Genomic DNA, 13,713 nt, shown 5'->3' on the forward strand with positions numbered 1-13,713 from the left:
GGGTTCCCCGCCGGAGGTCGGGGAGGCGCTCGGGGCCGGTTCCGGCTCGGAGGGGGGCGCGTCCGGCTCGACCGGGCGCCTCGACTCGCCCCTGCCGTAGCCCTGGCCGCCGCCCGGGCCCGAGCCGGAGCCGGCCCCGGGACCCGATCCGTCGCCGCCACCGTCACCACCGCCGTCGCCGTCGGACGCGGAGGCCGTCGGCCGGGGCGCGCCCGACGCCTCGCCGGCGCCGCCGTCAGCGGACGGGGCGCCGGAGGGGCCCGGCGCGGAGGGCGTCGCCTCCACCTGTTCGGGGTCGGCGACCCGCGTGCTCTGCGAGGGGTCGGGCAGCGGGGCCGGCAGGGCCACGTCCTCCTGCCGCACCGAGGTCGCCGGGCCGCCTCCGTCCTCCACCGCCACCTCGGCCAGGCTCAGCGTGCCCGCCGCCAGCACCAGGCCGGTCACCACGATCAGCACCACGCGGCCCCGGCGCCGGCGTGCCCGGCGACCGCCCGGCGGGCGGGCCGTCCGTGCGGCGCGGCGCGATCCCGCGCGTCCGGGCGCCGGCGCGCGGCGGGACACCCGGGTGCGGTCGGGGGCCGCGGACGGTGTCTCCTCGTCCCGGGTCAGCTCGAAGACGTGGTCCGCCGCAGGCGTTCCGGGGTCGTCGTGCCGCAGTTCTTCGGCGGGTCTTCCGCATCCGGCGCAGGCCAGTGCCCCGTTGAGATGCCGCCGACACTCGTGGCAATAATCCATGGCGCCCCGCAGAGTATGCGCCGTACAGGTGCCGCAGCCCGGTGCCCGTGTGAAGATTCCGTGTGGAAGGGCACCGTTCGGGGTGCCCGGCGGCTCGGACGTGCCGGATGTGCGTGGACGTGTGGGGATGCGTGCGCGTGTGTGCCGGGGCCCCGGTCCGCGCCCCTCCGGCCCCGNNCNCNCACNCGGCGGCCGCCGGGTGCGGGGGCGNNGNNNNAGGCACCGCCTCCCTCTCCCGTCGGCCCCCACGAACGGACGGTTTCGTTCCGGGGCGGGCACCGGTCCGCCCGGGGCCGCTCCCCTCNTCANCNNNACCGNGCCCGCTCCNCGNNAGGGGCCGNNCGNGCNNCCGGGCGCGTCCGGCCNNTCCNCCCGGGCGCGCCCGGCGGCCCGGTTCCCGCGACGCCCGAACGGCCGCCTCCCCTCCTGACCGGCCGTCAGGTGCGTACGCCGACCGGCGCAGCCCAGCGCGCGCACCGTTCCGGGCGGCCGGACGATGCAGGCATACACCGCTCCCGGGAGGATTCGTGACCGTCAGTCTTGAGCAGCTGCGCCGCTGCCACGTCGCCGTCGACCTCGGGGCCGCCAGGACCCGCGTGTTCGTGAAGGGGGCGGGGCTGGTGGTGGACGAGCCGAGCGTGGCCGCCGTGAACACCCGTACCGGCGCGCTGATCGCGGTCGGGGAGTTCGCCGAGCGGATGACGGGCCGCACCCCCGGCTACATCCGGGTCGTCCGCCCGGCCTCGGGCGGCAGCGTCGTCGACATCGAGATGGCGCAGCGGATGCTCCGCAGCCTGCTCGGCGAGAAGCTCCGCCGCCAGCTGCGGCGCAAGCCGCTGCTGCGCGCCGCCGCCTGCGTCCCGCACGACTGCGCCCCGCTCGCCCAGCGCGCGACCGTCGAGACGCTGGTGGGGCTGGGAGCCCGGCGGGTCGAACTGGTCGACACCCTGATCGCGGCGGCGATCGGCTGCGGGCTGCCGGTGGCGCAGCCGACCGCGACCATGATCCTGGTCTGCGGGGCGGCGACGACCCAGGTGGCCGTGTTGTCGCTGGGGTCGATCGTCACCGCCGAACGCATCCCGGTCGGCGGCCACGCCATCGACCACGCGGTCATCCAGTACCTGCGCCACCAGCACCAGCTGGTGCTGCCCAGCCAGTCCGTGCGCCCCCTCCACCTGGCGCTGCACGGCAACGGGCTCACCCTCCAGGGCCCCGCCGCCACGGAGATCCACGGCCGGGACGTGGCCACGGGCCTCGCGCGGTCGGTCGTCGTGGAGACCGCCGCCGTGCGCCAGGCCATCCACGCGCCGCTCACCACCGTGCTCGACGGCATCGGCAGGGTGCTGCGCGACTGCCCGCCCGACCTGGTCGCGGACCTCGCGGAGTGCGGGATCACGATGGTCGGCGGCAGCGCGCGGCTGCCCGGCCTCGACCAGATGCTGCGCGACGCGACCGGGATGCCCGTGCGGATCGCGGACCACCCGGATGTCTGCGCGATCACGGGGCTGGGCGAGATGCTGGAGGGCCGGGTCGAACCGCTCATGCTGGATCCGCTCGCGGGCACCCGCTGAGCCCGGCGCCGGCGAACCCGGGGCCGGGTCCGCCGGGAGCGCCGCCCGGCCCCGGGCGTCCGCCCCGGCTGGGACCATGGCGGGACAGCCCGTGCAGCAATGCGAGGAGGACGGCCCGTGAGTTCCCTCTTTCCGGCTCTCGCCCCCGGTCCGGACGATTCCCGGCCGGCCCTGCGGTTCGGCGGACGCGCCCTGACGTACGGCGGGCTGCGTACGGCCGCCGCCGCCCCGCGGTCCCGTCTGGCCGGTGCCCGGCGGGTCGCGGTGTGGGCGACGCCCTCGGCCGAGACCGCCGTCGCGGTGGTCGCCGCGCTGCTCGCCGGCGTACCGGCCGTACCGCTCAACCCGCGCGCCGGCACGCGCGAGCTGACGCACATCGTCACCGACAGCGCACCCGACCTGGTGCTCGCCGCGCCCAGCGACGACCTGCCCGCCCCGCTCGCCGGCCTGCCGCGCGTCGACGTCGCCCTCGACGGGCGCGGGAGCGACGGCCCCGCCCCGCGTCCGCCCGCCGAACCCGGCGCCGAGGCACCCGCCCTGATCGTCTACACGTCCGGGACGACCGGCCCGCCGAAGGGCGCCGTCCTGCCCCGCCGCGCCCTGACGGCCTCCCTCGACGCCCTCGCCGACGCCTGGGCGTGGACGGCGGACGACGTCCTGGTCCACGCCCTGCCGCTGTTCCACGTCCACGGCCTCGTCCTCGGCGTCCTCGGCCCGCTGCGCCGGGGCGGCGCCGTCCGGCACCTCGGGCGCTTCACCACCGAGCGCGTGGCGCGCGAGCTGGCGGGCGGCGCGACCGTGCTGTTCGGCGTGCCCACCATGTACCACCGCCTGGCGGAGGCCCTCGGCACCGACGCGGAACTGGCCCGGGCGCTCGCGGGCGCCCGGCTGCTGGTCTCCGGCTCCGCGCCGCTGCCGCTGCCCGACCACGAGCGGATCACCGCCGCGACGGGACGGCGGGTGATCGAGCGGTACGGCATGACGGAGACCCTCATGCTGTGCTCCGTGCGGCCGGGCCCCCGCGGTGCCGGGGCGGCCCACCGGCCCGGTTCGGTCGGCACGCCCCTGCGCGGCGTCGGGCTGCGGCTGGTGCGGGACGACGGGACGGAGCTCGCCGCCCGCGACGGGGAGACGATCGGCGAGGTGCAGGTGCGCGGCCCGAACCTGTTCACCGGCTATCTGAACCGGCCCGACGCCACGGCCGCCGCGTTCGACGGGGACTGGTTCAGGACCGGCGACATGGCCGTGCGGGACCCGGACGGCTCGCTGCGGCTGGTGGGGCGCAGGGCCACGGACCTCGTCAAGAGCGGTGGCTTCAAGATCGGCGCCGGGGAGGTCGAGAACGTGCTCCTCGCCCATCCGGGCGTCCGGGAGGCCGCCGTGACCGGCGAGCCGGACCCGGACCTGGGCGAGCGGGTCGTGGCGTGGGTCGTGCCGGCGGACCCGGCCGCGCCCCCGGGGGCGGAGGAGCTGGCGGACCACGTGGCGGCGCAGCTCGCCCCGCACAAGAGGCCGCGCGCCGTCCGGTACCTGGAGGAACTGCCCCGCAACGACATGGGCAAGGTCCTGAAGCGGGCCCTGAATGGCTGAGGCGGCGGCCCGGCCGGCGGCGCGGGCCGCGATCGCCCTGGCCGTGGACGGCTTCACGGAGCACCCCCCGCCGCCCCCGTCCGGGCCGCCCGCGGCGCCGGACGGCCCGCTGGCGTGGGAGGGGTACGGCGCGGCGCGCGCCCGGGCAGCGGAGCGGACCGGCGAGAGCGAGTCGGTGGTGTTCGGCGCGGCGGAGGCGTCGGGGGTGCCGTGCGCGGTGCTGGCGTTCGAGTTCGGCTTCCTCGGCGGGTCGCTGGGGGAGCGCGCCGGCGACCGGGTGTGCGCCGCGTACCGGCTGGCGCGGGAGCGGGGCGTGCCGCTGGTGTCCCTGGTGGCGACGGGCGGCAGCCGGATGCAGGAGGGCATGGTCGCGCTGGCGCAGCTGCAGCGGGTGGCGCGCGAGTCGGTGCTGCTGCGGGAAGCGGGCGTGCCGCACGTCTCGGTGCTGCGGGACCCGGCGACCGGGGGCGGCTGGGCGACGGTCGGGGCGGGCGCGGACGTCGTCCTGGCGCTGCCCGGCGCGCAGATCGGGTTCGCCGGGGCGCGGGTGCGGCCCGCGGACGCGGACCCGGCGGCGTACACGGCGGAGGGGCAGCTCGCGGCGGGCCACGTCGACGCGGTGGTCCCGGCCTGCGAGCTCCGCGCGACGCTGGGGCACTGGCTCACCGCGCTGACCCGGCCCGCGCCCGGCCCGGTGCCCCCGCCGACGGTGCCGGAGAGCACCGGCGGACTGCCGGGGAGCGGCTGGGACGCGGTGCGGCGGGCGCGCGACCCGGCGCGGCCGCGGGCGGGGGCGTACCTGGAGGCGTACTTCGACCGGCTGCTGCCGCTGGCCGGTGACCGGTGCGGCGGCACGGACCCCGGGATGCTGTGCGGAGTGGGGCTGCGCGGCGGGTACGGCGTCGTGTACGCGGCGCAGTGCGGCACGCCGACGCGGCCCGCCGGGTACCGCACGGCCGCGCGGGTGATCCGGCTCGCGGACCGGCTGGGCCTGCCGGTGCTGACCCTGGTGGACACGCCGGGCGCGGCGAACGACGCGGAGGCGGAACGGGCCGGCGCGGGCGCGGCCGTCGCCGAGGCGTTCGCGGCGGTGGCCGGGGCCCGGGTGCCGGTGACCACGCTGGTCGTCGGGGAGGGCGGCTCGGGCGGGGCGCTGGCGCTGGCGGCGGCCGGCAACACCTGGGTGACGCGTGACGGCTACTTCTCGGTGATCGCCCCGGAGGCCGCCGCGGCGATACTGAAGCGCCCGCCGGAGGAGGCCCCGCGCACGGCCGGGCAACTGCGGCTGAGACCGCAGGACCTGGTGGAGCTGGGGGTCGTGCGCGGCATCGTGTGAGGCGCCGGACCGCCGTGACGGAGCCAGCCGACTTTTATACAGGGAATCGAGCACACTGGCATATTCCGTCGTGCACCCAGGGAGTCGCTGTGAGCCGTACTGTCGTCGACCTCGACGACGAGGCACGGGAAGCAGCCGCCAAGGAACTCGGCACCACCACCAAGCGCGACACGATCAACACCGCCCTGCGTGAGGTCACCGCCCGCCACCGGTGCCTGCGCGCACTCGAAGACGCCCGGCGACCGGTGGCCGACGGAGCCCTGGACATCGACATCCTCCTGGACAAGAGCCGGTACCGGCCGTGACCGTTGCCGACCACCTCATCGACACCTCCGCCCTCGCCCGCGTCCTTCTCGGCCGGAACACGACCGAATGGGACGACAGGATCGCCGCCGGCCTCGTCGCGATCTGCGACATCACGGAACTCCAGGCCCTTCACTCCGCCCGCTCTTCCGCGGACCGTGCACGGCTGAAGGCGGCACTCGACGCCCACTACGTGTGGTGCCCCGTGCCGGACGGCGTCCACCGCCGCTCCCGCGTGGTCCAGGAGCAGCTCACCGCGAAGGGCGAACACCGCAGCGCGGGCCCGGTCGACCTCCTGGTCGCGGCCGCCGCCGAAGAAGCGGGCCTCACCCTGCTCCACTACGACCGCGACTTCGAAGTCATCACCCGGACCACGGGACAGCCGGTACGCACGATCGACCTCAGGCAGTGACCCCTTTCCCTCCCGCATCGAGGCGTGACGGGGAACGAGGCCCGCAGTCCGCAGTCCACCCGGGACGGCCCGAAGAAGCTTCGCCGGTCCCGGAACGCGCACGGCACCGAGGCGACGCCACCCCAGGACTCGCCGCAGTGACGGCCAACGGGGTGGGATTCGTCGCCGCGGAGCCTCGAATCAAGCCATCCGGAAAAACGTTTGCGCAGGTCAGAACGTTTCCCTGACCTGCGCTCGGTGGGGCGGGTGGGACTCGAACCCACGGCCGACGGATTATGAGTCCGCTGCTCTAACCGGCTGAGCTACCGCCCCGTGCGGCGCGTCGCGCACATTTGTGCGCGCCGTCTGCCGCAGCATAGCCGCTCATACGATCTCCTGCTCCGGGTGGTCGGCAACGCGCGCTCCGCGCGACGATCACCGGTGGCGGGCGGTCCAGGAGTGGCCGGAAACAGGCGGAAAACGCGAGAGAGGGCCACGTCGGGCCCTCTCTCGTCACCGCTCCCCCGGCTGGACTCGAACCAGCAACCCTCCGGTTAACAGCCGAATGCTCTGCCAATTGAGCTACAGGGGATCGCGCTCCCCCGACTGGACTCGAACCAGTAACCTGCCGGTTAACAGCCGGCTGCTCTGCCAATTGAGCTACAGGGGATTGCTGCGTCGCGTCGAACGGACCCGCCTGGGGTGTCCCGGAGGGCGCTCGTTCGCTGCGACACATACATTAGCGCAAGCCGGGGGGTGCTCCGCCAATCGGTACCACCCCGGATCCGGGTGTGACCTCCGTCCCTGCGGGCAGGCGGCCGGCACCGACGCCTACGGAAAGGGTGACAGCCATGCGGTACAAGCTCACGTTCGTCGTTGGAGCGGCCGTCGGGTACGTCCTGGGGACCCGTGCCGGACGCGAGCGGTACGAGCAGCTCCGGAGGTCGGCGCAGCGGCTCTCCGCCAACCCCGCCGTGCGCAACGCCGCGGAGACGGCCGCGCAGACCGGTCGGCAGGCGTACCAGGCGGTCAGCGGGAAGGTCGGGGACCGGCTGCCGCAGTCGGTCGCCGAGCGGGTGCGCTCGCTGCGGGGGGCCGGCCAGGGCTCCGAGGACGACTGGGGCACGACCAACACCTGACGGGGCCGACCTGACGGGGCCCGGCCTGACGGGGCCGGCCTGACGGGGGCGGCCTGACGGGGCCGGCCTGACGGGGGCCTCCTCCGGCCCGCCGGGTCCCGGGCGGAGTACGGCAGAATCTCCTTCATGGGGATAGTCGCCGGGTTGGACAGTTCGTCGGGTTTCACGCGCATCGTCGTCTGCGACACGGACACGGGCGCCGTCCTGCGCCAGGGGTACGCCGCCCACCCCGTCGAGCCGAAGGCCACGGAGGTCGATCCGCAGGCGTGGCTGCTCTCGCTCGGGGAGGCCGCCGCGGGCGGGCTGCTGGAGGGCGTGCAGGCCATCGGCGTGTGCGCGCAGGCGCACGGCCTCGTCCCGCTCGACCAGCAGGGGGCCACCGTGCGTCCCGCGCTGGTCGGCAACGACAAGCGGGCGCAGGTCGCGGCCGCGGACCTGGTCGACGCGCTGGGCGGCCGGCAGGCGTGGGCGGAGGCCGTGGGCTGCGTGCCGCAGTCGGCGCAGCCCGTGGCGAAGCTGCGCTGGCTGGCGCGGACCGAGCCGGAGGCGGCGCGGCGGGTGGCCGCCGTGCTCCAGCCGCAGGACTGGCTGGTGTGGCAGCTGCTGGGCCGGCCGGCGCGGCGTACCACGGACCGGGGCGGCGCGTCCGGTACGGGCTACTGGTCGGCGGCCTCGGGCGCGTACCGGCCGGACCTCGTGGAGCTGGCGCTGGGGCACCGGGTGGCGCTGCCGGAGGTGCTGGGCCCGGCGGAGGCCGCCGGGGTGACCCCGGAGGGGCTGCTGATCTCGGCGGGCACCGGGGAGACGATGGCCGCCGCGCTGGGGCTCGGCCTCGGCGTCGGGGACGCCGTCGTGTCGCTCGGCGCGTCCGGGTCGGTGATGGCGGTGCACTCCGAGGCGCCGGCCGACCCGCAGGGCATGGTCACGGCGCTCGCCGACGCGGCGGGGACCCACCTGCCGGTGGTGCACACGTCGAACGCGGTGCGGGCGCTGCGCGGCACGGCGGAGATGCTGGGGGTGGAGAGCCTGGAGGAGCTGTCGGCGCTGGCGTTGAAGTCGACGCCCGGCGCCTCCGGGCTGGTGCTGCTCCCCTACCTGGAGGGCGAGCGGACGCCGCCGCTGCCGCACACGGCGGGCACGCTGAGCGGGTTGCGGCGGGAGTCGATGAAGCCGGAGCACCTGGCGCGGGCGGCCTTCGAAGGGATGCTGTGCGCGCTGGCCGACGCGATGGACGTGCTGCGGCGGCGGGGCGTGGCGGTGCGGCGGGTGTTCCTGCTGGGCGCCGCGGCGGAGCTGCCGGCGGTGCAGGCGGTGGCGCCCGCGGTCTTCGGTGCGCAGGTCGTCGTACCGCAGCCCGCGGACTACACGGCGCTGGGAGCCGCCCGGCAGGCGGCCTGGGCGCTGGGGGCGGCGCACGGCACCCTGACCCCGCAGGCGCCGCCCGCGTGGCAGGGCGCGGCGGCGCAGGTGTTCGAGCCGGGCGAGGAGCTCGCGGTGGGGCAGGCGGTGCGCCAGCAGTACGGGGCGACGCGGGACCAGCTGCACCCGGGGGCCTTCGGTCCGTAGCGGGACGGGGAAACCAGTCGTGGCGGACGGGGCGCGGGGGCGATAGTGGGTCCCGTGCTCAGACAACTACTCCGCATCCATCTGGTGCCGTACCAACGGGCCATAGCCCTCCTGGTGGCCCTCCAACTCCTGCAGACGAGCGCCACGCTCTACCTGCCGACGCTCAACGCCGACATCATCGACAAGGGCGTCGTGCGGGGCGACACCGGCTACATCCTGCGGTACGGCGCCCTGATGATCGCCGTGTCCGTGGTGCAGGTCGTGGGGAACGTCGGCGCCGTGTACCACGGGGCGCGGACCGCCGCGGCGCTGGGCCGCGACGTCCGGGCGGCCGTCTTCGACCGGGTCCAGTCGTTCTCCGCGCGGGAGGTCGGGCACTTCGGGGCGCCGTCGCTGATCACCCGCACCACCAACGACGTCCAGCAGGTGCAGATGCTGGTGCTGACGGCGTTCACGCTGATGGTGTCGGCGCCGATCATGTGCGTGGGCGGGGTCGTGCTGGCGCTGGGGCAGGACGTGCCGCTGTCCGCGGTGCTGCTGGCCGTGGTGCCGGTGCTGGGCGTCGCCGTGTCGCTGATCGTGATGCGGATGCGGCCGCTGTTCCGCACGATGCAGGAGCGGCTCGACACGGTCAACCGGATCCTGCGGGAGCAGATCACCGGCAACCGCGTCATCCGGGCGTTCGTGCGGGACGCGTACGAGCGGGAGCGGTTCGGGGGCGCGAACGCCGGACTGACCGACGTGTCGATGTCGGCGGGGCGGCTGATGGCGCTGATGTTCCCGACCGTGATGACGGTGGTGAACTTCTCCAGCGTGGCCGTGGTCTGGTTCGGCGCGCACCGGATCGACGACGGTGCGATGCAGATCGGCGCGCTGACGGCGTTCCTCGCGTACCTGATGCAGATCGTGATGGCCGTGATGATGGCCACCTTCATGTTCATGATGGTGCCGCGGGCCGAGGTGTGCGCCGAGCGCATCGAGGAGGTGCTGCGCACGGAGACGAGCGTGCTGCCGCCCGCCTCGCCGGTGCGGGAGCTGCCCCGCGGAGGACTGCTGGAGATCCGCGGCGCCGACTTCCGCTACCCGGGAGCCGAGGAGCCGGTGCTGCGCGGCGTCGACCTGGTGGCCCGGCTGGGCGAGGTCACGGCGGTCATCGGGTCGACGGGCAGCGGCAAGTCCACGCTGCTGGGGCTGGTGCCGCGGCTGTTCGACGTGACGGGCGGCCAGGTGCTGGTGAACGGCGTCGACGTGCGCGAACTGGACCCGGCGCTGATCGCCCGTACGGTGGGGTTCGTCCCGCAGCGGCCGTACCTCTTCTCGGGGACGGTCGCGACGAACCTCCGGTACGGGCGGCCCGAGGCGACGGACGAGGAGTTGTGGAAGGCCCTGGAGACGGCGCAGGCCGCCGACTTCGTGCGGGAGCTGGAGGGCGGTCTGGACGCGCCGGTGTCGCAGGGCGGCACGAACGTGTCCGGCGGGCAGCGGCAGCGGCTGGCGATCGCGCGGACGCTGGTGCAGCGGCCGGAGATCTACCTCTTCGACGACTCGTTCTCGGCGCTGGACTACGGCACCGACGCGCGGCTGCGGGCGGCGCTGGCGCGGGAGACCGCGGACGCGACGGTGGTGATCGTCGCGCAGCGGGTGTCGACGATCAGGGACGCCGACCGGATCGTGGTCCTCGACGAGGGCCGGGTCGTGGGGGTGGGGCGCCACCACGAGCTGATGGCGGGCAACGAGACGTACCGGGAGATCGTGCTCTCCCAGCTGACCGAGGCGGAGGCTGCCTGATGGCCGGTCCTGGCGGAATGATGCGGCCCGGTGGCGGGCCCGGCGACCGGTCGACGGACTTCGGCGGGTCGTTCCGGCGGCTGCTGCGGCAGCTCGCCCGGGAGAGGGCCGCGCTGTGGGCGATGGTCGCGGCCGGCGTGCTCAGCGTGGCGCTGTCGGTGGTCGGGCCGAAGATCCTCGGCCGGGCGACGGACCTGGTGTTCGCGGGGGTCGTCGGACGCGGCACGACGGAGGGCCGCACGAAGGACGAGGTCGTCGCGGCGCTGCGGGAGAAGGGCGACGACGGGCTCGCGGACATGCTGTCCGGGGTGGACTTCACGCCCGGCCGGGGAGTCGACTTCGGCCTGGTCGGGGAGGTGCTGCTGCTCGCCCTGGCGGTGTACGCGGCCGCCGGGCTGCTGATGCTCGTGTCGACCCGCCTGTCGATCAGGGTGATCAACCGGACGGTGTACCGGCTGCGCGAGGACGTGCAGGCGAAGCTGGAGCGGCTGCCGCTGTCGTACTTCGACCGGGCGCAGCGCGGCGAGGTGCTGAGCCGGGCGACGAACGACATCGACAACATCGGCCAGACCATGCAGCAGACCATGGGCCAGCTGATCAACTCGGTGCTGACGATCGTCGGCGTGCTCGCGATGATGTTCTGGATCTCGCCGCTGCTGGCGCTGGTGACGGTGCCCGTGTCGGTGGTCGTGGCGGCGCGGGTCGGCAAGCGGTCGCAGCCGCAGTTCGTCCGGCAGTGGAAGGCCACGGGCGGGCTGAACGCGCACGTCGAGGAGATGTACTCGGGCCATGCGCTGGTGAAGGTCTTCGGCCGCCAGGAGGAGGCGGCGCGGGAGTTCCGCGCGCAGAACGACGAGCTGTACGAGGCCGGGTTCCGGGCGCAGTTCAACAGCGGGCTCATGCAGCCGCTGATGTTCTTCGTCTCGAACCTGAACTACGTGCTGGTGGCGGTCGTCGGCGGGTTGCGGGTGGCGTCCGGGACGCTGTCGATCGGCGACGTGCAGGCGTTCATCCAGTACTCGCGGCAGTTCTCGATGCCGCTGACGCAGGTCGCGTCGATGGCGAACCTGATGCAGTCCGGCGTGGCGTCCGCCGAGCGGGTCTTCGAGCTGCTGGACGCCGGGGAGCAGCCGGAGTCGCCCGCCCTGGAGCGGCCCGCGGAGGTGCGCGGGGCGGTGGCGCTGGAGAAGGTGTCGTTCCGCTACGACCCCGACAAGCCGCTCATCGAGGACCTGTCGCTGACGGTGGAGCCCGGCCAGACGGTCGCGATCGTCGGGCCCACGGGCGCCGGCAAGACGACGCTGGTCAACCTGCTGATGCGGTTCTACGAGGTGACGGGCGGCCGGATCGTCCTGGACGGCGTGGACGTGGCCCGGATGTCGCGGGAGGAGCTGCGCTCGTCGATCGGCATGGTCCTGCAGGACACCTGGCTGTTCGGCGGGACGATCGCGGAGAACATCGCGTACGGTGCCGCCGCCGGGCGCCGGGTGACCCGCGAGGAGATCGAGGCGGCGGCGCGGGCCGCGCACGCCGACCGGTTCGTCCGCACCCTGCCGGACGGGTACGACACGGTCGTCGACGAGGAGGGCGGCGGTGTCAGCGCGGGTGAGAAGCAGCTGATCACGATCGCCCGCGCGTTCCTGTCGGACCCGGTGATCCTCGTCCTCGACGAGGCGACGAGCTCGGTGGACACTCGTACGGAGGTGCTGATCCAGAAGGCGATGGCGCGCCTCGCCCACGGGCGGACGACGTTCGTCATCGCGCACCGGCTGTCGACGATCCGCGACGCGGACGTGATCCTGGTGATGGAGGACGGCCGCATCGTCGAGCAGGGCACCCACGAGGAGCTGCTGGCGGCGAAGGGCGCGTACGCGCGCCTGTACGCGGCGCAGTTCGCCCGGGCGGTGGCCGAGGTCGACTGACCGCCCGGCGGACCACCGCGCGGGGCGGCACGGGGGCACTCGGAGCGGGGCCGTGGGGCGGGCCGCCCCGCCCCACGGCCCCGCTCCGGCCGCGCCCGGCTCCCGCGCCCGGAGCCGGGCCGGTCCCGGCAGGGGGGCGGGGGGCTCAGTCCAGGTAGCCGCGCAGATGGCCGGCGAAGGCGTGGGCCCGGAGCTTGCCGAGGGTGTTGGACTCGATCTGGCGGATGCGTTCGCGCGTCACGCCGAAGAGGCGCCCGATCTCCTCCAGGGTGCGGGGCCGCCCGTCGACCAGTCCGTAGCGGAGCTGGACGACCTCGCGCTCGCGTTCGCCGAGCGTGCACAGCACCGCCTCCAGGTGCTGCCGCAGCAGCAGGAACGCCGCGCTCTCCACCGGGGAGGCGGCGTCGCCGTCCTCGATGAGGTCGCCCAGGGCCGTGTCCTCCCCGCCCACCGGCGCGTGCAGGGAGACGGGCTCCTGGGCGAGCCGCAGCACCTCCCCGACCCGTTCGGGCGGCAGGCCCAGGTGGGCGGCGACCTCCTCGGCGGTGGGCTCCCTGCCGTGCTCCTGGAGGATCCTCCGCTGGGTCCGCACGACGCGGTTGATCAGCTCCACGACGTGCACCGGGACGCGGATGGTCCGGGCCTGGTCGGCGAGTGCCCGGGACATCGCCTGGCGTATCCACCAGGTCGCGTAGGTGGAGAACTTGAAGCCGCGCTCGTGGTCGAACTTCTCCACGGCGCGGATCAGGCCGAGGTTGCCCTCCTGCACGAGGTCCGGCAGGGTCAGGCCGCGGCCGGCGTAGCGCTTGGCGATGGAGACGACGAGCCGCAGGTTCGCCTCGATGAGCCGGCGCTTGGCCGTCCGGCCCCGCACGACGAGGGTGTCGAGGTCGCCCGCCAGCCGCGAGTCCAGGTCCGGGGTACGGGCGAGCTTCTCCTCCGCGAACAGGCCCGCCTCGATGCGCCGGGCCAGCTCGACCTCCTCGGCGGCGGTGAGGAGCGGGATGCGGCCGATCTCCCCGAGGTACTGCCGGAACAGGTCCGGCGTCGGCGCCGCGGTCCGGTCCGCGGCGCCGTGCGCGGGCGGGTCCGCGAAAGGTCCCCGCGGGCCGGGGACGTCCTCCGCGAGGGTCCCGGGGAGCGCCTCGGCGAGCGCCCCCGGGCGGTCGTTCGGCGGTAGGCCCTGCGCAGGGGCGTCCTCTACGGGGACGACGTCGTTCAGGGTCCGGGTCTGCACGCGGCGACCTCCAGGTGGGCGCTGCCGGTTCGGTCCGTCACCGCCCCCAGTGTGAGGTACGGCACACCGCCCCCACGAGGGGTGTGCGCCCACTTTCTGCGACCGCCGCGTGACGGGGCGGGCACGCGGCGGGGC

General features: G+C 75.1%; 11 protein-coding genes and 3 tRNA genes. 9 read left to right on the plus strand and 5 right to left on the minus strand.

Features of this window, described 5'->3' with window-relative positions; all coding sequences use genetic code 11:
* Positions 1 to 735: SCO2400 family protein (locus tag MW084_RS24540; RefSeq protein WP_420833733.1), on the minus strand; the 735-nt coding region annotated here is incomplete at its 3' end.
* 527 nt (positions 736 to 1,262) lie between these two features.
* On the opposite strand from MW084_RS24540, the gene MW084_RS08410 reads away from it, so the two are divergent.
* The 5 genes from MW084_RS08410 to MW084_RS08430 all read left to right on the plus strand — a co-directional run bounded on the left by MW084_RS08410 (position 1,263) and on the right by MW084_RS08430 (position 5,947).
* Positions 1,263 to 2,306, plus strand: a complete 1,044-nt coding sequence (locus MW084_RS08410; RefSeq protein WP_010468586.1) for a rod shape-determining protein — start codon at positions 1,263 to 1,265, stop codon at positions 2,304 to 2,306.
* Between the two features lie 117 nt (positions 2,307 to 2,423).
* Entirely contained in the window at positions 2,424 to 3,896 is a 1,473-nt protein-coding gene (locus MW084_RS08415) for an acyl-CoA synthetase (protein WP_010468584.1), read from the plus strand.
* Entirely contained in the window at positions 3,889 to 5,232 is a 1,344-nt protein-coding gene (locus MW084_RS08420) for a carboxyl transferase domain-containing protein (RefSeq protein WP_010468582.1), read from the plus strand. Before MW084_RS08415 ends, MW084_RS08420 begins: the two co-directional genes overlap by 8 nt.
* 89 nt (positions 5,233 to 5,321) lie before the next feature.
* Positions 5,322 to 5,537, plus strand: a complete 216-nt coding sequence (locus tag MW084_RS08425; protein WP_010468580.1) for a type II toxin-antitoxin system VapB family antitoxin — start codon at positions 5,322 to 5,324, stop codon at positions 5,535 to 5,537.
* Positions 5,534 to 5,947 carry a PIN domain nuclease gene (locus MW084_RS08430; RefSeq protein WP_010468578.1) on the plus strand — a complete coding sequence of 138 codons (414 nt, stop codon included), beginning with the start codon at positions 5,534 to 5,536 and terminating at the stop codon, positions 5,945 to 5,947. Before MW084_RS08425 ends, MW084_RS08430 begins: the two co-directional genes overlap by 4 nt.
* 238 nt (positions 5,948 to 6,185) lie before the next feature.
* On the opposite strand, the gene MW084_RS08435 is transcribed toward MW084_RS08430, so the two are convergent.
* From MW084_RS08435 to MW084_RS08445, 3 genes are all read right to left on the minus strand, one after another.
* Positions 6,186 to 6,259 (minus strand) — tRNA-Ile (locus MW084_RS08435).
* Between the two features lie 186 nt (positions 6,260 to 6,445).
* A tRNA-Asn gene (locus tag MW084_RS08440) sits at positions 6,446 to 6,518 on the minus strand.
* Positions 6,519 to 6,523: 5 nt separating this feature from the next.
* A tRNA-Asn gene (locus tag MW084_RS08445) sits at positions 6,524 to 6,596 on the minus strand.
* Positions 6,597 to 6,777: 181 nt separating this feature from the next.
* Between MW084_RS08445 and MW084_RS08450 the strand changes: the two genes are divergently transcribed.
* The 4 genes from MW084_RS08450 to MW084_RS08465 all read left to right on the plus strand — a co-directional run bounded on the left by MW084_RS08450 (position 6,778) and on the right by MW084_RS08465 (position 12,341).
* The gene (locus tag MW084_RS08450; protein ID WP_010468576.1) at positions 6,778 to 7,065 is read left to right on the plus strand and encodes a hypothetical protein; all 288 of its coding nucleotides are present in this window, start codon (positions 6,778 to 6,780) and stop codon (positions 7,063 to 7,065) included.
* A 126-nt stretch (positions 7,066 to 7,191) separates the two neighbouring features.
* Positions 7,192 to 8,631, plus strand: coding sequence for a xylulokinase (locus tag MW084_RS08455; protein ID WP_029553291.1), 1,440 nt, complete (start codon positions 7,192 to 7,194; stop codon positions 8,629 to 8,631).
* Positions 8,632 to 8,685: 54 nt separating this feature from the next.
* Positions 8,686 to 10,419 (plus strand): ABC transporter ATP-binding protein, encoded by a 1,734-nt coding sequence (locus MW084_RS08460; protein WP_010468572.1) that lies wholly within the window; start codon positions 8,686 to 8,688, stop codon positions 10,417 to 10,419.
* Positions 10,419 to 12,341, plus strand: a complete 1,923-nt coding sequence (locus MW084_RS08465; protein WP_029553290.1) for an ABC transporter ATP-binding protein — start codon at positions 10,419 to 10,421, stop codon at positions 12,339 to 12,341. Before MW084_RS08460 ends, MW084_RS08465 begins: the two co-directional genes overlap by 1 nt.
* A 145-nt stretch (positions 12,342 to 12,486) precedes the next feature.
* On the opposite strand, the gene MW084_RS08470 is transcribed toward MW084_RS08465, so the two are convergent.
* Positions 12,487 to 13,578, minus strand: coding sequence for an RNA polymerase sigma factor (locus MW084_RS08470; protein WP_010468569.1), 1,092 nt, complete (start codon positions 13,576 to 13,578; stop codon positions 12,487 to 12,489).
* Positions 13,579 to 13,713 lie beyond the last annotated feature (135 nt).

The sequence above is a fragment of the Streptomyces sudanensis genome (genome assembly GCF_023614315.1).
In the GTDB taxonomy this organism is placed as follows: Bacteria; Actinomycetota; Actinomycetes; order Streptomycetales; family Streptomycetaceae; genus Streptomyces; species Streptomyces sudanensis.

Excerpts from the sequence above, each read along its gene's own strand:
- MW084_RS08420 (WP_010468582.1), top strand. The coding sequence starts at position 3,889 with ATGGCTGAGGCGGCGGCCCGGCCGGCGGCGCGGGCCGCGATCGCCCTG.
- MW084_RS08450 (WP_010468576.1), top strand. The coding sequence starts at position 6,778 with ATGCGGTACAAGCTCACGTTCGTCGTTGGAGCGGCCGTCGGGTACGTC.
- MW084_RS08455 (WP_029553291.1), top strand. The coding sequence starts at position 7,192 with ATGGGGATAGTCGCCGGGTTGGACAGTTCGTCGGGTTTCACGCGCATC.
- MW084_RS08465 (WP_029553290.1), top strand. The coding sequence starts at position 10,419 with ATGGCCGGTCCTGGCGGAATGATGCGGCCCGGTGGCGGGCCCGGCGAC.